This window comes from Mesorhizobium sp. Ca11 (genome assembly GCF_020165275.1).
Lineage (GTDB): Bacteria > Pseudomonadota > Alphaproteobacteria > Rhizobiales > Rhizobiaceae > Mesorhizobium.
Genome location: NZ_JAIUHU010000004.1, coordinates 122,976 through 142,135, shown reverse-complemented (window position 1 = coordinate 142,135; position 19,160 = coordinate 122,976). Strand labels below are relative to the sequence as shown.

18 protein-coding genes are annotated in these 19,160 nt (G+C 65.3%); 15 read left to right on the top strand and 3 right to left on the bottom strand.

Going from position 1 to position 19,160, the window contains the following annotated elements:
* Window positions 1–67: 67 nt before the first annotated feature.
* The 3 genes from LB538_RS09205 to LB538_RS09195 form a co-directional block, all read right to left on the bottom strand.
* Complete coding sequence (locus LB538_RS09205; protein ID WP_224527114.1) at window positions 68–1,393, bottom strand: ActS/PrrB/RegB family redox-sensitive histidine kinase; 1,326 nt, start codon at window positions 1,391–1,393, stop codon at window positions 68–70.
* A 101-nt stretch (window positions 1,394–1,494) separates the two neighbouring features.
* Window positions 1,495–3,957, bottom strand: coding sequence for an ATP-dependent helicase HrpB (gene hrpB, locus LB538_RS09200; RefSeq protein ID WP_224527030.1), 2,463 nt, complete (start codon window positions 3,955–3,957; stop codon window positions 1,495–1,497).
* 55 nt (window positions 3,958–4,012) lie between these two features.
* Window positions 4,013–4,903 carry a DMT family transporter gene (locus tag LB538_RS09195; RefSeq protein ID WP_224527033.1) on the bottom strand — a complete coding sequence of 297 codons (891 nt, stop codon included), beginning with the start codon at window positions 4,901–4,903 and terminating at the stop codon, window positions 4,013–4,015.
* Window positions 4,904–4,926: 23 nt separating this feature from the next.
* Between LB538_RS09195 and LB538_RS09190 the strand changes: the two genes are divergently transcribed.
* The 15 genes from LB538_RS09190 to LB538_RS09120 all read left to right on the top strand — a co-directional run bounded on the left by LB538_RS09190 (window position 4,927) and on the right by LB538_RS09120 (window position 19,160).
* A complete protein-coding gene (locus LB538_RS09190) occupies window positions 4,927–5,625 on the top strand; it encodes a PIG-L deacetylase family protein (protein ID WP_140846461.1) in 699 nt (232 codons plus the stop codon).
* A gap of 234 nt (window positions 5,626–5,859) precedes the next feature.
* Window positions 5,860–7,191 carry an ABC transporter substrate-binding protein gene (locus LB538_RS09185; protein WP_095766128.1) on the top strand — a complete coding sequence of 444 codons (1,332 nt, stop codon included), beginning with the start codon at window positions 5,860–5,862 and terminating at the stop codon, window positions 7,189–7,191.
* Between the two features lie 106 nt (window positions 7,192–7,297).
* Entirely contained in the window at window positions 7,298–8,245 is a 948-nt protein-coding gene (locus tag LB538_RS09180; RefSeq protein ID WP_140544131.1) for a carbohydrate ABC transporter permease, read from the top strand.
* Complete coding sequence (locus LB538_RS09175; protein WP_224527036.1) at window positions 8,242–9,192, top strand: carbohydrate ABC transporter permease; 951 nt, start codon at window positions 8,242–8,244, stop codon at window positions 9,190–9,192. The genes LB538_RS09180 and LB538_RS09175 overlap by 4 nt, the downstream gene beginning before the upstream one ends.
* 214 nt (window positions 9,193–9,406) lie before the next feature.
* Window positions 9,407–9,610 (top strand): hypothetical protein, encoded by a 204-nt coding sequence (locus LB538_RS09170; RefSeq protein WP_224527039.1) that lies wholly within the window; start codon window positions 9,407–9,409, stop codon window positions 9,608–9,610.
* Between the two features lie 2 nt (window positions 9,611–9,612).
* A complete protein-coding gene (locus LB538_RS09165) occupies window positions 9,613–10,719 on the top strand; it encodes an ABC transporter ATP-binding protein (protein WP_140845640.1) in 1,107 nt (368 codons plus the stop codon).
* Entirely contained in the window at window positions 10,712–11,725 is a 1,014-nt protein-coding gene (locus LB538_RS09160; protein ID WP_224527043.1) for an ABC transporter ATP-binding protein, read from the top strand. The genes LB538_RS09165 and LB538_RS09160 overlap by 8 nt, the downstream gene beginning before the upstream one ends.
* Before the next feature lie 62 nt (window positions 11,726–11,787).
* A complete protein-coding gene (locus tag LB538_RS09155; RefSeq protein ID WP_224527046.1) occupies window positions 11,788–13,428 on the top strand; it encodes a dihydroxyacetone kinase subunit DhaK in 1,641 nt (546 codons plus the stop codon).
* A 10-nt stretch (window positions 13,429–13,438) separates the two neighbouring features.
* A complete protein-coding gene (gene dhaL / locus LB538_RS09150) occupies window positions 13,439–14,038 on the top strand; it encodes a dihydroxyacetone kinase subunit DhaL (protein WP_224527049.1) in 600 nt (199 codons plus the stop codon).
* Entirely contained in the window at window positions 14,038–14,427 is a 390-nt protein-coding gene (gene dhaM / locus LB538_RS09145; RefSeq protein ID WP_140544084.1) for a dihydroxyacetone kinase phosphoryl donor subunit DhaM, read from the top strand. The genes dhaL and dhaM overlap by 1 nt, the downstream gene beginning before the upstream one ends.
* 19 nt (window positions 14,428–14,446) lie before the next feature.
* Window positions 14,447–14,749: an HPr family phosphocarrier protein gene (locus LB538_RS09140; RefSeq protein WP_095766133.1), complete on the top strand. Its 303-nt coding sequence runs from the start codon at window positions 14,447–14,449 to the stop codon at window positions 14,747–14,749.
* A 41-nt stretch (window positions 14,750–14,790) separates the two neighbouring features.
* Window positions 14,791–16,365 carry a phosphoenolpyruvate--protein phosphotransferase gene (gene ptsP, locus LB538_RS09135; protein ID WP_224527051.1) on the top strand — a complete coding sequence of 525 codons (1,575 nt, stop codon included), beginning with the start codon at window positions 14,791–14,793 and terminating at the stop codon, window positions 16,363–16,365.
* A 7-nt stretch (window positions 16,366–16,372) separates the two neighbouring features.
* On the top strand, window positions 16,373–16,804 hold the full coding sequence (locus LB538_RS09130; protein WP_224527053.1) for a hypothetical protein: 432 nt from the start codon (window positions 16,373–16,375) through the stop codon (window positions 16,802–16,804).
* A gap of 77 nt (window positions 16,805–16,881) precedes the next feature.
* Window positions 16,882–17,868 carry a dihydroxyacetone kinase subunit DhaK gene (gene dhaK, locus LB538_RS09125; protein ID WP_224527055.1) on the top strand — a complete coding sequence of 329 codons (987 nt, stop codon included), beginning with the start codon at window positions 16,882–16,884 and terminating at the stop codon, window positions 17,866–17,868.
* A gap of 266 nt (window positions 17,869–18,134) precedes the next feature.
* On the top strand, window positions 18,135–19,160 hold the full coding sequence (locus LB538_RS09120) for a nucleotidyltransferase family protein (RefSeq protein WP_224527058.1): 1,026 nt from the start codon (window positions 18,135–18,137) through the stop codon (window positions 19,158–19,160).

The following is a 19,160-nucleotide window of genomic DNA, read 5'->3' as shown; positions in this document are numbered from 1 at the left end:
AATTCCGGACGGAAAGCTGCGGCGAAGTTGCCGAGCCCAACCGCTGCGCACTTTTTCTGGAATTGCGCTAGGCATTGTCGAACATGGTGGCCGAGGCCTGTTCCTGGTTGAGGAAGAGGCCGCGCGGCCAGGAGATCTGCACCACTGCGCCTTCGCCGAGCCCGCTCGAATTGCGGAAATCGATGGTGGCGCCGGAACGCTCCAGCAAGGTCTTGGCGATGAACAGCCCGAGCCCCAGGCCGCCGCCGGCCTCAGTGCCCTGGCGCGTCGACATATAGGGCTCGCCGATGCGGTCGATGATCTCGGCGGGGAATCCCGGCCCGTCGTCGGTGATGGAGAAGATGACCTTCTCATCGTCCCAGCTCCAGCTGACGGTGACGGCGTTGCGGGCGAAATCGACGGCATTCTCGACCAGATTGCCGAGCCCGTAGATGACGCCGGGATTGCGCTGGCCGACCGGCTCGGGACCGATGCGCTCGCCGGGCCGCAGCCGGATCGAGATGCCGAAATCGCGATGCGGCGCCGTCACCTCCTCGACCAGCGAGGTGAGCGGCATGCGCGACAGATGCGCTTCGCCTTCCGAGGAAAGGCTGGTCAGCCGCTTCAGTATCTCGCGGCAACGCTCGCTTTGTGAGCGCAAGAGCTTCACGTCCTCGCCATATTTCGGATCCTTGCCGAGCGCCTTTTCCATCTCCTTGGCGACGACAGTGATGGTGGCCAAGGGCGTGCCCAGCTCGTGCGCGGCCGCCGCCGCCAGCCCGTCCAGCGCCGAAAGGTGCTGCTCGCGCTGCAGCACCAGTTCGGTGGCGGCCAGCGCATTGGCGAGCAGGCGCGCTTCCGCAGCGACGCGGAAGGCATAGATGGCGGTGAAGGCGATCGAGGCAAACACAGCCATCCACATGCCGGCGACATAGATGAAGGGCATCGGCAGCGGCGAGCCCTCATACCAGGGCAGCGGCAAATGGAAGAACACCAGAAGCGTGGCCGCCAGTATGATCAACGCGCCAAGGATGGCCGTGAACCGCAGCGGCAGCGAAGCGGCGGAGATGACGACCGGCACCGACAGCAGCACGCAAAACGGATTGGTCAGGCCGCCCGTCATGTAGAGCAGGCCGGTGAGCTGGACGCCGTCGAAGGTGAGGATCACGAAGGCCGAAAGCGGGGTGAGCCGATGCGCCGCCGGATAGCGGAAGGTGAGCCACAGATTCATCCAGGCCGAGCAGGCGATCAGCGCAAAGCACATCGACACCGGAAGCGGGAATTTCAGGCCATAGGCGACGACCAGCACGGTCAGGCTCTGCCCGACAATCGCCAGCCAGCGCAGACGGATCAGCGTGTTGAGCCGCAGCCGCTGGCTTTGCTGGGAATCGGGCGCGCGCAGGATGTTGGTCATTGCCAAGGATTACAGCCGCAGGAGCGGAAACGATAGAGCATCGTCTTTGCCTGATGCATGTCGTTGTCCCAAAACCGCTGCGCACTTTTGGGCGACATGCATTACGTTCCGCGCGGTTTGGCGCGGCTGGTGGCGGCGGCCAGCAGCGGGTTTTCCGGCCAGACATGTTTTGGATAGCGACCGCGCATATCGGCGCGCACATCCGCCCAGGAGCCGCGCCAGAAGCCGGGGAGATCGCGCGTCGTCTGGATCGGCCGGTGCGCCGGCGAAAGCAATTCGAGCGTCAGCGGAACGGTTCCGTTTGCGATCGCCGGATGACGGTCGAGGCCGAACAGTTCCTGCACGCGGATCGAAAGCACTGGCCACTCGCCGTCATAGCGGATCGGCACGTGACTGCCGGACGGCGCCTCGAAATGGGTCGGCGCCAATGCGTCGATCTTGCGCTGCAGGTCGTGCGGGACCAGCGCCATCAGCGCCGACGACAAAGTCGCCGGCTTAATGGCTGCGAAAGAGGCATCGCCGGACAGAAACGGCAGGAGCCAATCGTCGAGGCCCTCGATAAGCGCTTCGTCGGAAACGTCGGGCCAAGGCGCCCCCAGGCCGCGATTGAGCCAGCCGAGCCGCTGGCGCAGCGCCTCCGCTTCCTTGCCCCAGTCGAGCAGCGACAGGCCGTGCTCTCTCAAGGCGTCGAGAATGGCGCGGTCTGCATCGGCGCTTGATGGCGCCGGCAGCATGCGTTCGGAAAGCGTGATGGCGCCGAGACGCGCGGTCTCGCGCACGCGCACGGCGCGGCGCTCGCGGTCGAAACTCGTCTCGCGTTTTGTCTCGATGCGGTCGGCAAGGGCGGCGCGGATATCGGATTCGCCGACCGGCGCGGCGGCGGTGATGCGGGCGTTCTGCGCCTTGCCCTGCAGGTCGGCGACCACAAGCCAGGTTTCATTGGCGAGCGGATCGGCGGCATCGACCATGGCGCCCGAACCATTGGCGAGCACGAAGCGGCCGCGCTCGCCGCGCGCCCTTGCCACGCGATCCGGCCACGCGTGGATCAGAAGGGCGCCTCCAGAGGCCGCCTCGCCGCTCTGCTCGCCACCGGCCTGCCTGGCCAAACGCTCGGCGAGCTGCCTGGCGGCATTGGCGCGAGGGGATTTCTCGCCACGAAACCGGAGCAGACGCCGCTCCAGATCGGCGCTGTCGCCGCCCAGCCCTCGCTCGGTCAAAAGCACGGCCAGCACGGCCGCTTCCCGCGCATGGCCTGTCTTCGCCGCTTCGGCCACCATATGCGCCAGCCGCACCGGCAGCGCCAGCTTGCGCATGGCGGCGCCCGCCTCGGTCAATCTGCCGGCATCGTCGATGGCGTGAAGGGCCTTGAGCAGCACCCTCGCCTCGCTGAGCGCCGGGGCCGGCGGCGGATCGAGGAAGGACAGGCTCGACGGATCGGCGACACCGAAGGCGGCGCAGTCCAGCAGCAGTCCAGACAGGTCGGCCTCGAGGATTTCGGGCGGCGTGAAGGCGGGAAGCGACGCGGTCTGCTCGGCCCGCCACAGGCGCACCGCCACGCCGGCTTGAGTGCGGCCGGCGCGGCCGGCGCGCTGGTCGGCCGAGGCCTTGCTGACGCGCACCGTCTCAAGCCTGGTCAGGCCGTTCGCCGGCTCATAGCGCGGCAGCCGCGACAGGCCGGAATCGATGACGACGCGCACGCCGTCGATGGTGATCGAGGTCTCGGCGATCGAGGTCGCCAGCACCACCTTGCGGCGGCCGGCCGGCGCCGGCCTGATCGCCGCGTCCTGCGCCCTGTTGTCGAGCTGGCCATAGAGCGGAACGATGTCGGTGTCGGCGGCGACGTTGCCCGCGAGCCGCTCGGCGGTGCGCTCGATCTCGCGCTGTCCGGGCAGGAAGGCAAGCACGCTGCCCGGCTCGCCGGCCAAAGCCGCGCGCACGGCCCTGGCCATGGCGTCCTCGATCGCCGTGCCTGCCGGCCGCTCGTCGTAGCGGATCTCGACCGGATAGGCGCGGCCCTCGCTTTCGATCACCGGCGCCTCCGACAAAAGCTTTGCCACGCGCGCGCCGTCGAGCGTCGCCGACATGACCAGCAGACGCAGGTCCGGCCGCAGCGCGCCCTGCACGTCGAGCGCCAGCGCCAGGCCGAAATCGCCGTCAAGCGAGCGTTCATGGAATTCGTCGAAGATCACCGCCGAGACGCCGGGCAGCTCCGGATCGTCGAGAATCATGCGCGAGAGCACGCCTTCGGTGACGACCAGGATCCTTGTCCGCGCCGAGGCGCGGTTCTCCATGCGCATGGCGTAGCCCACCGTGCCGCCGGGCTCCTCGCCCAGTAATTCGGCCATGCGGCGGGCGGCGGCGCGGGCGGCGAGCCGCCGCGGCTCGAGCAGCACGATCCGGCCCTCACCGAGCCAAGGCGCGTCGAGCAGCGCCAGCGGCACCAGCGTCGTCTTGCCGGCGCCGGGCGGCGCCACCAGCACGGCGCTGCTGCGCCCGGCAAGCGCGGCTGCGAGCGCCGGCAGCACGGCTGTCACAGGTAGTTCCGGCAAGGGTTTCGTCGTCATGTCGCCCGCATATCAGCGGTCGCGGTCGCCGTGCAATGTGTCGGACCCGTGCCGGTCAAAGCCGGGCACGCGTAAACGGGTTCCAGCGCACTGTGCCAAGCCGCACTTCCTCGCGCACCATGGTGAGGAGGCCTGAGGCGCCGACGACGGCAAGGCCGACCAGCGTCATCGCGTCGGGATATTCCCTGAAGAACATCGCGCCGAGAATGACCGCCCAGACGATCTGCGAATAATGCGTGGGGGCGATGCGATTGGCCGGGGCGTATTTGGCCGCCAGGAGATGAAGCAATTGGCCGCCGGCGGTGAACAGGCCGCCCAGGACCAGCCAGCCCAATTGCCACAGATTGGGGAGCGTAAATGACGTCGCGACCGCGCCGACCCCGTTGAAGAGCAGCCCATAGCCGATCAGCGAGCCCAACATGGTCGTGCGCTTTTCCTGCTGGGCAAGCGAGCGCATCAGGATGACGATGGTCGCCGCGACGAAGGCATTGGCGAAGGCGGCGAGATGGCCAAGATGCAATTCGCGGAAGCCCGGCCTCACCACCAGCATGACACCGGCGAAGCCCGCGACCACGGCAAGCCACCGCCAGGGACCGACCTCCTCCTTCAGGATGACGGTCGACAGCACGGTGACGAGCAACGGGGCGAGGAAGAGCAGCGCGTAAACCTCCGCCAGCGGAATGGTGGTGAAGGCATAGACGCTGAGCACGCCCGAGGCGATGCCGGCCCAGGCGCGTGCCTGCACGGCCCAGGGCCGCCCGGTGCGCCAGAAATCGCGCCAGCGCTCCTCCTTCGGCCGGGTGAAGAAGAGGAAACAGCCGGCAAACAAGGTCATGAAGAAGCCGATCTCGAAGACGGTGAACTGCCCGCCCAGACCCTTGATGACGGCGTCGCTGAACGAATAGTTTGCGTAGGCGAGAAGGGCGGGCAGGATTCCGTTCGGCACGATTCCATTTCCGGGAGAGAGACGTGAAGATACTGGCGCTGGGGGCACATCCCGACGATATCGAGATATTCATGTTCGGTACGCTGGCCGCCTATGCCGCGCAAGGCGCAGAACTGACTTTCGCCATAGCCACGGACGGCGCCAGGGGCGGCACGGGCGACCCCAAGGCGCTTGCCCGCTTGCGGCGCAAGGAAGCGACCACGGCGGCAGGCCTGCTCGGCGTCGAGCCGCGCTTCCTCGACTTTCCCGATGGGGAGCTCGTCGCCGATGCCGCGCTCATTGCGGCGCTGAAGGCGCTGATCGGCGAGGTGAAGCCCGACCTCGCCATCACCCATGCGCCCTACGATTATCATGGCGACCACCGCGCCTTGTCCGACGGCGTACGGCTAGCCGCATCCTTCGCGGTACCAGTGCTGCATGCCGATACGCTCGGCGGCACAGGCTTTTCGCCGACGCATTACGTCGAGATTTCGCATCATTGGGACATCAAGGCGAAAGCGATCCTCGCGCACCAGTCGCAAGGTCCGGAGCACTATGTGCACAGGGCGCGTCTGCAGAACGAGTTTCGCGCCGGACAGTGCAACGGCGCCTCCGGCGCACTGGCCGAGGCCTTCCGTTTCGAGCCGACCTTCCCCTTCGCCGACATACGCGCGCTGCTGCCGCCCGCACCGCCGATCCGGCCGCTGACGACCAGTCCAGACCCCGCCAACGCGGTCAGCTGACGTCAGCAGGACCCAGGTCCGGCGATCATTTCCCAACGATTTCAATGGTGCGTTTCGCCATGCTGCGGCGCAGCAACGAATTTGCTTGCGTTGTTTAGTAAAAAGCGCATCACTAAACAAATTACTAAACATCGGGCGGCGCATTAGCCCGCCGTGTTTGGGCCCTCGGAGGAGCGAGGGTTGAGGGCTCTTGAAACCGTCATCCGGACGCGTTTCGCAAATGGGAGGTAAGGCATGAAATCGACCTTGAAACTGGCGTTGGGACTGGCCTCGGCGATCTTTGCGTCGACAGCCGTCTCGAACGTCGCGCATGCGGAAGACCTGACGCTGTGCTGGGCGGCCTGGGATCCGGCCAACGCGCTCGTGGAACTGTCCAAGGACTTCACCAAGGAAACCGGCATCGGCATGAAATTCGAGTTCGTGCCGTGGACCAATTATGCCGACCGCTTCCTCAACGAGCTCAACTCGCACGGCAAGCTCTGCGACCTGATCATCGGTGACAGCCAGTGGATCGGCGGCGCCGCCGAGAACGGCCACTACGTCAAGCTGAATGACTTCTTCGACAAGGAGAAGATCAGCATGGACGACTTCGTGCCGGCGACCGTGGTCGGCTATTCCGAATGGCCGAAGAACACGCCGAACTACTGGGCGCTGCCGGCCATGGGCGACGTCGTCGGCTGGACCTATCGCAAGGACTGGTTCTCGCGGCCCGAGTTGCAGAAGGAATTCAAGGAGAAGTATGGCTGGGACCTCGCCCCGCCGACCACCTTCGACCAACTGAAGCAGATCGCCGAATTCTTCCAGAAGCGGCAGATCGACGGCAAGACCGTCTATGGCGCCTCCATCTACACCGAGCGCGGCTCGGAAGGCATCACCATGGGTGCCATGGACGTGCTCTACAGCTACGGCTTCCAATATGAGAACCCGAAGAAGCCCTACGAGATGGAGGGCTTCGTCAACTCCGAGAAATCGGTGAAGGGGCTGGAATTCTACAAGGCGCTCTATGACTGCTGCACGCCGCCCGGCGCTTCCAACAGCTACATGGGCGAAGGTGTCGACGCCTTCAAATCCGGCCAGGTGGCGATGCACATGAACTTCGCCTTCACCTGGCCGGGTCTGCAGAAGGACGAGAATGTCGGCGGCGACAAGATCGGTTACTTCGTCAATCCGAAGGGTCCCGACGGCGACCAGTTCGCGCAGCTCGGCGGCCAGGGCATTTCGGTGGTCTCCTATTCCGACAAGCAGGAATCGGCACTGAAATACATCAAATGGTTCGCCAACAAGGATGTGCAGGCCAAGTGGTGGTCACTCGGCGGCTATTCCTGCCTGAACTCGGTGGTCAAGGATCCGAAATTCCCGTCCAGCCAGCCTTATGCGCAAGCCTTCCTCGACTCGATGGCAATCGTGAAGGACTTCTGGGCGGAACCCAGCTACGCGCCGCTGCTGCAGGCCTCACAGAAGCGCTTCCATGACTATGTCGTGGCCGGCCAGGGCTCGCCCAAGGACGCGCTCAACGGGCTGGTCAAGGACTGGACGCAGGTCTTCCAGGACGACGGCAAGATGTAAGCTCCTCCCGAGCTTGATCCACGCGTCCCGTGCCGCCCTTGGCACGGGACGCAGTTCAGATAAATTCCACAGTCGAGACTTACCCGTGACCGAAGCAGGACTTACCATGCTCGATCGGACTGCGGACAACGTTGCCCGGGCAACACCGGAACCGTTGGCCAAGAAGATCCGGGGCATCAGCGACAAGGGCCTCGCCTGGCTGTTCATCTCGCCGACGATCCTTTTGCTGTTGGCCATCAACATCTTCCCGCTGTTCTGGGCGATCTATCTCTCCTTCACCAATTTCCGCGCCAACCGGCCGAACGAGGCGGTGAAGAACCTTGGGCTCGCCAATTACCAGCGTATCCTCGGCGACCAGGACATCTGGATCGCCATGCAGACGACGGCGCATTTCGTGTTCTGGACGATCCTCTTGCAGACCGTCATCGGCTTCACGCTGGCCTGGCTGATCGACCGCAAGTTTCGCGGCCACGCCTTCTGGACCACCATCATCCTGGTGCCGATGATGCTGTCGCCGGCGGTGGTCGGCAATTTCTGGCGCTTCCTCTACGAGCCGCAGATCGGGCTGTTTTCCTATGTCGTCTCATTCGTCACCGGCATTCCGCCGACGAATGTGCAGATGCTGTCCAATGTCGAGTTGGCGCCGTGGGCGATCATCATCGTCGACACCTGGATGTGGACGCCTTACGTGATGCTGATCTGCCTCGCCGGCCTGCGCTCCATCCCCGAATACATCTATGAGGCGGCCGAGGTCGACCGCGCCTCCAACTGGCGGCAATTCTGGTCGATCACGCTGCCGATGGCCCTGCCCTTCATCATGCTGGCGGTGCTGTTTCGCGGCATCGAGAACTTCAAGATGTTCGACATGGTCAACCTGCTCACCGGCGGCGGACCTGGCTCGACCACGGAGGTCGCCTCGATCACGCTGAAGCGGCAGGCCTTCGAGAGCTGGCGTACCGGTTATTCCTCGGCCTTCGCCATCATCCTGTTCGTCGCCGTGTTCGGGCTGGCCAACATCTACGTCAAGGCGCTCAACAAGGTGAAGCAGAGATGAGCCTGACCACCGCCCATTCCGTCGTAGCACCCTCGTCGAACGCGAAGCTGGTCGCCGGCACGATCATCATAGCCTATGCGCTGATCTCGATCGTGCCGCTACTCTGGATTTTCGCCACCAGCTTCAAGACGCCGCCGGATTCGATCGCCTATCCGCCCAAGATCGTCTTCCAGCCGAGCATCGAGGGCTATTGCAACCTCTTCACCACACGCACAAGGCAGACGCCGGACTATATCAAGTCGCTCGGACCGGCGACCGGCTTCTGCGACGAGACCGTGCGCAAGCGCAACATGGTGATCGCCGGGCCGTCGAACTTCCTGCCGCGCTTTGTCAATTCGCTGATCATCGCCTTCGGCTCGACCTTCTGCGCGGTGTTCCTCGGCACGCTCTCGGCCTATGGCTTCTCGCGCTTCAAGGTGCCTCTGGCCGACGACCTTTTGTTCTTCATCCTGTCGACGCGTTTCATGCCGCCGATCGCGGTGGCGATTCCGATCTACCTTATGTATCGCGAGCTCGGCCTCTCCGACACCGCGCTCGGCATGATCCTGCTCTATACCGCGGTCAACGTGTCTTTGGCCGTGTGGCTGCTCAAGGGCTTCATCGACGAGATCCCACGCGAATATGAAGAGGCCGCGATGATCGACGGCTATACGCGGCTGCAGGCCTTCTGGCGCACTGTGCTGCCGCAGGCGACGACCGGCATCGCCGCGACCGCCATCTTCTGCCTGATCTTTGCCTGGAACGAATACGCGTTCGCAGCGCTGCTCACTTCCGGCACGGCGCAGACTGCGCCGCCCTTCATCCCGACCATCATCGGCGAGGGCGGCCAGGACTGGCCGGCTGTTGCCGCCGGCACGACCATCTTCCTGGTGCCGATCCTCGTCTTCACCATCCTGCTCCGCAAGCAGCTCTTGCGCGGCATCACCTTCGGCGCGGTGCGCAAATGACTAGTGTGGGAATAAGTCGACCCCCACTCCGTCGAGCTTCGCTCGACACCTCTCCCCCGATCGACGGGGTAGAGGAAGGGCGCGAACTTCATTCAGCCAGGTTCCCTTCCTCTCCCTCCGGAGGGGGGAGAGGTGGCGCTGCGAAGCAGCGACGGAGTGGGGGAACCACTTGGCAACCATCTCTCCCCTTGAACGAGAAGGAAGGGAGGAACGCATGAACCGCTCTGTTGCCTCCAAGCGCTCCTCTTGGCCGCGATGGGCAAGGCGCGGCCTGATGGAAAACATCGCGACCGCGATCATCGCGATCGGCTTCCTGATGTTGTTCCAGCCTTTCGCGCTGTCGCTCTACACCTATTCCTTCTTCACCATGCTTGCCGGCACGGTGATGTTCATCATCGTCTCGAAATTCCCGGAATAAAGATGGCCGAGATCCGTGTTCAGAACTTGAGGAAGGCCTTCGGCGCATTCGTCGCCGTGCAGGATTCCAATTTCGTCGTCGAGGACGGCGAGTTCTTCGTCATGCTCGGCCCGTCCGGCTGCGGCAAGACGACGACGCTGCGCATGATCGCCGGTCTCGAGCTGCCGACCGGCGGCAAGATCCTGCTCGGCGGCGAGGACGTCACCATGCGCCGGGCGCGCGAGCGCGACATCGCCTTCGTCTTCCAGCTCTTCGCGCTCTACCCGCACATGAATGTGCGCAAAAATATCGGCTTCCCGCTGCTGGCGCAGGGCATGCCCTCGGCCGAAATCCGAAGCCGCGTCGAGGAGACAGCAAAGCTACTGCGCATCGACCATCTGCTCGACAAGTCCGTTTCCGGCCTTGCCGGCGGCGACCGGCAGCGCGTCGCGCTCGGCCGCGCCATCGTGCGGCGGCCGAAATGTTTTCTCATGGACGAGCCACTCGGCACCCTCGATACCGAGTTCCGCGACCTGATGGTGCATGAGCTGCGCGAGCTGCACAACCGCATCCATGCCACGACGGTCTATGTCACGCACGACCAGATGGAAGCGATGTCGATGGCCGACAAGATAGCGGTGATGAACCATGGCGTCATCGAGCAGTTCGGCACGCCGCGCGAGATTTACGACCGGCCGGCGACCATGTTCGTCGCCGATTTCATCGGCTCGCCGCCGATGAATTTCCTGAAATTCGGCGGCGGGCTCGCCAGGGGCGCGAAGGAGATCGTCGTGCAGGGCGCCAAGGTCGCGGTGCCGGAGGTACGCGAGGATGTGGCACCCGCCGACATGGCGCTCGGCATCCGGCCCGAGCACATCCGCTTCGACGATGGCTCGAAGCTGCGCGGCGCGATCTACGGCACCGAATATCTCGGCACCACGCAGATCGTCGCCGTCGAGACGGCCGACGGCATCATCAAGGCGCGCGTGCCGGCGGGCATCCATCTCAGCCCCGGCGAACAGGTCGGGCTGGCGCTGAACGGTGCGAGGCTGTCGCTGTTCGAGAAGGGTTCCGGCCGCGCGGTCAGGACCGCCATGCATGATCAGGCAGCGGAGGCGCGCCATGGCTGACGTTCACATCCAGGGCGTGACCAAGAGCTTTGGCGACACCGTCGCGATCGACGATCTCGACCTTGCGATCAAGGATGGCGAATTCGTCGTGCTGCTCGGGCCGACCGGCGCCGGCAAGACAACGACGCTGAGGCTGATCGCCGGACTGGAACGGCCGGACAGCGGCACGATCCACATCGGCGGCCATGACGCGACGGCGCTGTCGCCGGCCGAACGCGACACCGCCTTCGTCTTCCAGCAATATTCGCTTTATCCGCATCTTTCGGTGTTCGACAATCTCGCCTTCCCGCTGCGCTCGCCGGCGCGGCGGTTTCCCGAAGAGGCGGTGCGCCGCCGTGTCGAGGAAGTCGCGCGCATGGTGCGCATCGACCACAAGCTCGACAACCGCTCGACGAAACTGTCCGGCGGCGAGATGCAGCGAGTCGCCATCGGCCGTGCCCTGGTGCGCAAGCCCGCGATCTACCTGATGGACGAGCCGCTGTCCTCGCTCGACGCCAAGCTGCGCGCCGATCTCAGGCTCGAGCTGAAGCGCATCCAGTCCGAGCTCGGCGCCACCATGCTCTATGTCACGCATGACCAGATCGAGGCGATGACCATGGCCGACCGCATCGGCATTCTCGCCGATGGCATGCTGGTGCAGATCGGCACGCCGCGCGCGATCTATTCTGAGCCGGCAAATCTTCATGTCGCGGCGCGCCTCGGACAGCCGGCTATCAACCTTCTGCCGGCCGGACTGCTGCCTGACGGCGGCGCCCCGACCGGAACGACGACGATCGGCGCGCGCACCGAGCATCTCGCGATCGAGAAGTCGATGAACGGCCATGCCGACGGGGTCGTCGACTGGGTCGAGCATTTGGGCGACCAGAACCACCTGCATGTGACGGTTGGGCCGAAGAAGCTGGTGACGCTCACCGATCCGGACACGCCTTTAGCCAAAGGGGATAAGGTGACGATCCGCTACCTGGCGCCGCTCTATTTCGGCTCGGACGGGCAAAGATTGATGTAGCCGGCTCGCGCATAAATTTGCAAACCGATTGAACGACCGCAGATACGGACTGGACGAAATTCATGAAGCACTTTTTCAACCGCAAGGACACGATCGTCACCGAGGCGCTGGACGGCTTCCTCGCCACGGCGGGATCGGGCGCGCTGGCCCGCCTCGACGGCTATCCCGAGATCAAGGTCGTGCTGCGCGCCGACTGGGACAAGTCGAAGGTGGCGATCGTTTCGGGCGGCGGCGCCGGGCATGAACCCTCGCATGCCGGCTTCGTCGGGGCCGGGATGCTGACGGCGGCCGTCTCCGGCGAGATCTTCGCTTCGCCCAGCGTCGAGGCGGTGCTGGCGGCGATCCGCGCGACGACGGGACCGGCCGGCTGCCTGCTGATTGTCAAGAACTACACCGGCGACCGGCTTAATTTCGGACTGGCCGCGGAGAAGGCGCGCGCCGAGGGGCTTGCGGTCGAGATGGTGATCGTCAGCGACGACATCGCCCTGCCCGATATCGCGCAGCCGCGAGGCGTCGCCGGCACGCTGTTCGTGCACAAGATCGCCGGTCACCTGTCGGAAGCCGGTCACGACCTGGCGTCGGTTGCCGCGGCGGCGCGGGCGGCGGCCAAGGATATCGTTTCGCTCGGCATCTCGCTTTCCTCCTGCTCGATCCCCGGACAGGCGCATGAGGAGCGCTTCGGCGCCGAAGACGGCGAGCTCGGCCTCGGCATTCATGGCGAGCCGGGCGTCGAGCGCATCGCGCTGCAGAGCGCCAGCTCGCTCGTCGCCATCATGGCCGAGCGCCTCGCCGCGCGGCTCGATGCAGGCAGCCGCTACGCCCTGCTGGTCAACAATCTGGGATCGGTGCCGCCGCTCGAAATGTCACTGATCGCGAATGCCGTGCTGTCTTCGTCGCTGGCAAAGGCGGTGGCGCTGACGATCGGGCCTGGGCACCTGATGACCGCGCTCAACATGAACGGCTTTTCGTTGTCGCTGATCAAGCTGGATGCGGAACGCGAGGCAGCGCTGCTGGCAACCGTCGGGCCGCCTGCCTGGCTGCCGGCAAAGCCGGTTCGTCAGCCGGTCGTTATCGCGATGGCCAAGCCTGCCGCCAGCCCAGCCACAAAGCCCGCCAGCCGCGATGCAGCCGCCGAGCGGCTGATCAAAGCTGCCTGCCAAAAGCTGATCGCGCTCGAAGAGCCGCTCAACGGGCTCGACGCGAAGGCAGGCGACGGCGACACCGGCTCAACCGTGGCGACCGGCGCGCGCAGCATTCTCGAACGCATCGACACGCTGCCGCTCGCCGACAAGGCCGCGACATTTGCCGCAATCGGCGATACGTTGGGCACCTCGATGGGCGGCTCCAGCGGCGTGCTGTTGTCGATCTTCTTCACGGCCGCCGCACAGACTTTGCGTTTCGGCGCAACTTTACCCAAGGCGCTGCTCGCCGGGCTAGACCGCATGACTTTCTACGGCGGCGCCAAGGTCGGCGACCGCACCATGGTCGATGCGCTGGAGCCGGCACTGCGGGCGCTTGATGCAAGCGGGCTGGAAGCGGCGGCAGAAGCGGCGCGGCAAGGCGCCGAGGCAACCGAGGCGATGCAGAAGGCGAAGGCCGGCCGCTCCGCCTATATCGGCAGGCAGCTTGACACAGCGGATCCAGGCGCCTTCGCGGTAGCCGAGGTTTTCGCTGCCGTGGCGGCGCTATTCGCCCCGGCATGAAGGACAGACAATGGCCGCAGCCGATTTCTCCCGACTGATCGCGGCGGCGGCCGATACGATCGCGGCGCATGCCGAGGAGTTGACGGCGCTCGACCAGGCGATCGGCGACGGCGATCACGGGCTGAACATGAAACGCGGCTTCGAGGCGGTGCGCGCCGAGGCCGACGCCTTCGCGGCGAAACCGCTGCCCGAGGCGCTGAAGGCGGTCGGCACCAAGCTGGTGATGACCGTGGGCGGCGCCTCGGGCCCCTTGTTCGGCACGTTGTTCATAGCGCTCGGCAAGGAGCTGCCCGCTGCCCCGGATCGCAACGGGCTGGCGGCGGCATTGGGGAAGGCGATCGAAGCGGTGGCCGCGCGCGGCAAATCGCAGCCGGGACAAAAAACCATGCTCGACGTGCTGCAGCCGGTGTATGAGGCATTGGCGCAAGGCAAGACGGCTGGCGAGATCGCCGACGCAGCCGACAAGGCGGCCGAGGCCACGGTGCCGATGAAGGCCCTGCGCGGGCGCGCTTCCTTCCTGGGAGAGCGCTCGATCGGGCATATGGACGCCGGGGCGCGCTCGACCGCGCTGCTGGTGCGCGCAGTCGCGGAAGCGATAGAGGGCAATTGATGAGCAATGTCGGTATCGTCATCGTGTCGCATTCGCCTTTGGTCGCCGAGGGCACGGCCGATATGGTGCGCCAGATGGTGGGCGACGAAGTGCCGCTTGCCTGGTGCGGCGGAAATGGTCATGGCGGGCTCGGCACCAGCGTCGAGGCGATCATGGGCGCGATCGACAAGGCCTGGTCGGAAGCGGGCGTCGCCATCCTGGTCGATCTCGGCGGCGCCGAGACCAACTCGGAGATGGCGGTCGAGATGATCGGAGAGCCGCGCTCCCACAGAATAGTCGTCTGCAACGCGCCGATCGTCGAGGGCGCGGTGATGGCGGCAACCGAATCCTCCGGCGGCGCCTCGCTCAAGGAAGTGGTGGCGACGGCGCATGAATTGTCGCCGTCGTGAACGAACGGGAACCGACAGAATGTCCGCATCCGCCGAAGCAACGGTCCTGATCACCCACGCGGTGGGACTGCATGCGCGCCCTTCGGTGAAGTTCACCAAGCTTGCCAAGTCGTTCGCGGCCGAGGTGGAAGTGGCGGTCGCGGCAAATGGCCCCTGGTTCGACGCCAAGAGCATCGTCAAGGTGATGGCGGCAAAGGCGCCGAAAGGGACCATGCTGCATATCCGCGCCAAGGGCGACGGCGCGACCCAGGCGGTGAAGGCGCTGGTCGATCTGGTGCAGCGGGACTTCGACGAGGACGCGGATCATGCCCGGTCCGCTTGAGACCGATCTGAATGTCGCCAGGCCCGCAAGGAATGCGAGCCATGCGGGTTGAGGGTATCCCCGCCTCACCCGGCTACGCCGAAGGCCCGCTGTTCGACCTCGACCAGTCTCCGGCCAGCTACAAGGCCAAGGCGAGCGCCGAGGAAGAACAAGCCGCATTGGTGAGCGCAATCGGCAAGGCCGTCGGCCGGCTGGCGGCGCTGGTCGAAACAGCCAATGGCGACGCCGCCGGCATTCTCGAATTCCACATCGCCATGCTGGAGGACGACGCGCTGAGCGGACCGGCCTTGGCGGCGATCGGCTCCGGACAGCCGGCGGACGCCGCCTGGCGCGCGGCGCTGGACAGCGAGATCGCCGGCTATGAAGCGTCGGACCAGGACTATTTCCGTGCCCGCGCCGCGGATTTGCGCGATATCCGCGACCAGGTGCTGCGGGCGTTGAGCGAGGACAGCGAGGCCGCGACACCGCCGGGCGCGATCCTTTATGGCGACGACATCGCGCCGACGCGCTTCCTCGCAACCGATTGGAGCAAGGGCGGCGGCATCGCGCTCAAGCGCGGCAGCACCGCCAGCCATGTCGCCATGCTGGCGCGCTCGCGCGGCGTGCCGATGGTTGTCGGCATCGGCGACGAGGCTGAAACGCGTACCGGTGTCGCGCTGCTCGATGCCGAACGCGGCGGAATCGTCTTTTCGCCCTCACCGGCCGAGATCGAGACCTTCCGGCAGTCCGCCTCCACCTTCGCCGACCGCCAGGGCGCTGCGCGGACGTTCCTGACGGAGCCGGCGGTGACCAAGGCCGGCACCGCCGTGCGCGTCCAGGTCAACATCGCCTACCCTTCCGACGTTGATGGCATCGAAATCGAAAGCTGCGACGGCGTCGGCCTGATGCGCACGGAGTTCCTGTTCGGCAAGACGTTGCCGGACGAGGAGACGCAATACCGTGCGTATCGCAAGGTGCTGGAATGGGCAGGCGACAAGCCGGTGACCATCCGCACCGTCGACGCTGGCGGCGACAAGCCGGTGCCGGGTTTCACCGTCGAGGAAACCAACCCGTTTCTCGGCCTGCGCGGCATAAGGCTTTCGCTCAAGCGGCGCGGCATTTTTCGCGTGCAGATACGGGCATTGCTGCGTGCCGCCATCCACGGCAATCTGAAGGTGATGTTCCCGATGATCGCCACGCCCGAGGAGTACAGCCAAGCCGCCGCGCTGTTCGCGGAAGAACAAGCCGCGCTTGCCGCGCAGGGCGTCGCGCATAGGCTGCCGCCACTCGGCATCATGGTCGAGGTGCCGTCCGTCGCACTGGCGCCGGAGGATTTCGCCGATGTCGCCTTCCTCTCGATTGGCTCCAACGACCTGACGCAATATGTGATGGCGGCGGCGCGGGACAATGCGGCGGTCGCGCATCTCAACGCCGTCCGCAACCCGGCGGTGCTGCGGCTGATCGCTGCGATCACGGCCTTTGGGCGGGAGAGAGATATTCCGGTCAGCCTATGCGGCGATGCGGGCGGCGATCCGGCAGCCATCCCGGCCCTGCTGGAGGCGGGCTTGCGCGACCTGTCGGTCGCCCCTGCGCAACTCGCCATGGCCAAGGCGGCCATCGCGGACATTCTAGTGTAGACGCGGCATGGCCAGGACCGAGAAGATATCGGAAACAGGCTCGGAGGAGGCGATCCGCGCCTACAAGACGATCCTGTCGCAGGTGATCGACCAGCGTCCGTCGGGCATGCGCCAGCGTCTTGCCGACGCGCTCGGCAAGCACCGCAGCTTCGTCACCCAGATTTCCAGTCCGGCCTATTCGATCCCGATCCCGTCAAAGCATCTGCCGTCGATCTTTTCGGTCTGCCATTTCAGCCAGGCCGAGCGCGACCAGTTCATGGCCGCCTATCACCAGGCGCATCCCGGCAAGGCGCCCGCGGCCTCCGGGCCGCGCAAGACACGCCATGTCTCACTCATCGTGCCGGATTTCGGCGACGACAGGCAGAACGCCGCGCTCGACCGGGCGATCAACGAATTCATCCAGAAAATAACCAGCATCGCCGGCAAGGGCAGCGGCTGAGCAAGAGCAATTCCAGGAAAAGTGTCCAGCGGTTTTCCGTTCGGAATTGCGTAAACTAAGACGTCGGGAGGACTGCCATGAAAAAATTTATCAATTCGGTGGACACGGTCCTGGCCGAAAGCCTCGATGGCTTTGCGACGGCTCATGCCGACATCCTCGTGCTTGGCGACGACCGCAAATTCATCCGCCGCAGGGCGTTGAAGCCGGGCAAGGTGGCGCTGATCTCGGGCGGCGGCTCCGGCCACGAGCCGCTGCATGGCGGTTTTGTCGGCCACGGCATGCTGGACGCCGCCTGCCCCGGCCAGGTCTTCACTTCGCCCACGCCCGACCAGATGCTCGCGGCCGTCCAGGACGTCGACACCGGCGCCGGCTGCCTGTTCATCGTCAAGAACTACGAAGGCGATGTGATGAATTTCGACATGGCGGCCGAGATGGCGGACCGCGTGCTGCAGGTGGTGACCAATGACGACGTCGCGGTCGAGAACTCGTCCTACACGACCGGACGGCGCGGCGTCGCCGGCACGCTGGTGGTGGAAAAGATCGTCGGCGCCGCCGCCGAGCAAGGCGTGCCGCTGCCCGACCTCAAGGCGCTGGGCGACCGCGTCAACGCCGCGACACGCTCGATGGGCGTGGCGCTGACCAGCGGCACGGTGCCCGCCGCTGGCAAGCCGACCTTCGCGATAGGCGACGGCGAGATGGAATTCGGCGTCGGCATCCATGGCGAGCCCGGCCGTCGGCGCGACACGCTGAAGAGTGCCGACGCCATCGCCGAGGAGGTTTGCGCCGCGATTGCCGGCGACTTCGGCGATCGCGCCAAAGGGCCGGCACTGCTGTTCGTCAACGGCTTCGGCGGCACGCCGTCGATGGAGCTCTATCTGATGTACAACAGCGCCCGCAGGGTGTTCGAGAGGCAGGGCGTGACGGTGGTCCGCTCGCTCGTCGGGTCCTATGTGACGTCGCTCGACATGGCGGGGTGCTCGATCACGCTGACCATGCTGGACGACGAAACGTCAGCACTTTGGGACGCGCCGGTACACACGGCGGCGCTGCGCTGGGGGATGTAGCCGGCTTCAGCCAAGACCGAAGCCCGAAGCCTCAAAGCGTCTTTGACGCCACGGCCACCACGCTGGAGAGTTTTCCAGCCTTGCGCAGCAACGGCGCCTCATATTTCTTCTTCGTCATTTCCAACACCCTCCGGATCAATCCACAGAATGGACGATCCGCGCGGAAAGTCAAACTCACAAGCCGGCTTTGCCGCCGCGCACTGGTTTCCAGTGTGCTTTTCTGTAAGCATGGGCTTGTTGCTATCATTCGAACGCCGTCCGGGTTGATGCTGCCTTCTCTTGCGCCTGCCGATGAAAAACTGCTGCTGACCTTCGCCGATCCAGAGGCATCGGCCGCCATTGGCGATGGCCCTGCGGCCGCGACCCTGCTGGCGCTGCTCGCCAATGCGGAGTTTCACGGCGTGCTACCGATCATGCTGCGCAAACTCCGGGAGATCGGTGAAGCCCGACTGCCGCAGGACGCAACCCTGCAGCGGAGACTGTCGGAGTTGCGCGACGAGGCAACGATGGCGGCCGGCCAATCGATGCTGCTGCAATACCATGGCGACCGCATCATGAAAGCGCTGGCGGCAAAGGGCGTGCCGGCCCGGATCGTCAAGGGGCCGGTGTTCGCGCGCAAGCTTTACAGCCAGATTGCGGACCGTCCCTTCACCGACATCGACATTCTCGTCGACCCCGCCAGCATCGAGGCGGCCAACAAGACCATCGGCGAATGCGGCTTCGAGCTCGGCAGCGACGAGGCCAAATCGCACGAGCTGCAGGAATTCAAATGGCTGGAGAAAGAGAACTCCAGCCTGCTGATCGAATTGCATGGCAATCTGGTGCACGACACCGGCATGCGCAGACGACTGTCGCTTGGCTTCCGCGAGTTGCAAGCGATCGACGGCGGCGAAACCGACACGCCGGCCGCGCTGCTCACCATCGCCATCGTCCATGCCGCCGGCGGCCACAAGTTCCACCGCCTGCAGCTCTGCGTCGACGTGCTGCAAGGCGTGCGGGCGCTGAAATCGCCTCAAGAGGAAGCGCGGCTGCTCGATGCTGCCTGCATGACCGGCATCGAGCTCGAGCTGGCCACAGTCCTCAACGTCACCGGACGCCTGTTCGACGCGCCGCGCGCGATCGAGCTTGCCGACCGCATCAAGCCGGACCTCTCGATACGGTTGGCCAAATGGCTGATCACCGGCAACATGCTGCTTCGGGTCAATTCCCGCGAAAAGCTGCGCTCGCGCCTCAGCCGCGACGCCTTCCGCTGGGTGCAGAGGCTGGCGCGGCCGCGACCGTATCCACCCTGA

Coding starts and splice junctions, on each gene's coding strand:
- LB538_RS09205 (WP_224527114.1), bottom strand. CDS start 1,393: ATGACCAACATCCTGCGCGCGCCCGATTCCCAGCAAAGCCAGCGGCTG.
- hrpB (WP_224527030.1), bottom strand. CDS start 3,957: ATGACGACGAAACCCTTGCCGGAACTACCTGTGACAGCCGTGCTGCCG.
- LB538_RS09185 (WP_095766128.1), top strand. CDS start 5,860: ATGAAATCGACCTTGAAACTGGCGTTGGGACTGGCCTCGGCGATCTTT.
- LB538_RS09180 (WP_140544131.1), top strand. CDS start 7,298: ATGCTCGATCGGACTGCGGACAACGTTGCCCGGGCAACACCGGAACCG.
- LB538_RS09175 (WP_224527036.1), top strand. CDS start 8,242: ATGAGCCTGACCACCGCCCATTCCGTCGTAGCACCCTCGTCGAACGCG.
- LB538_RS09170 (WP_224527039.1), top strand. CDS start 9,407: ATGAACCGCTCTGTTGCCTCCAAGCGCTCCTCTTGGCCGCGATGGGCA.
- LB538_RS09165 (WP_140845640.1), top strand. CDS start 9,613: ATGGCCGAGATCCGTGTTCAGAACTTGAGGAAGGCCTTCGGCGCATTC.
- LB538_RS09160 (WP_224527043.1), top strand. CDS start 10,712: ATGGCTGACGTTCACATCCAGGGCGTGACCAAGAGCTTTGGCGACACC.
- LB538_RS09155 (WP_224527046.1), top strand. CDS start 11,788: ATGAAGCACTTTTTCAACCGCAAGGACACGATCGTCACCGAGGCGCTG.
- dhaL (WP_224527049.1), top strand. CDS start 13,439: ATGGCCGCAGCCGATTTCTCCCGACTGATCGCGGCGGCGGCCGATACG.
- dhaM (WP_140544084.1), top strand. CDS start 14,038: ATGAGCAATGTCGGTATCGTCATCGTGTCGCATTCGCCTTTGGTCGCC.
- LB538_RS09140 (WP_095766133.1), top strand. CDS start 14,447: ATGTCCGCATCCGCCGAAGCAACGGTCCTGATCACCCACGCGGTGGGA.
- ptsP (WP_224527051.1), top strand. CDS start 14,791: ATGCGGGTTGAGGGTATCCCCGCCTCACCCGGCTACGCCGAAGGCCCG.
- LB538_RS09130 (WP_224527053.1), top strand. CDS start 16,373: ATGGCCAGGACCGAGAAGATATCGGAAACAGGCTCGGAGGAGGCGATC.
- dhaK (WP_224527055.1), top strand. CDS start 16,882: ATGAAAAAATTTATCAATTCGGTGGACACGGTCCTGGCCGAAAGCCTC.
- LB538_RS09120 (WP_224527058.1), top strand. CDS start 18,135: ATGCTGCCTTCTCTTGCGCCTGCCGATGAAAAACTGCTGCTGACCTTC.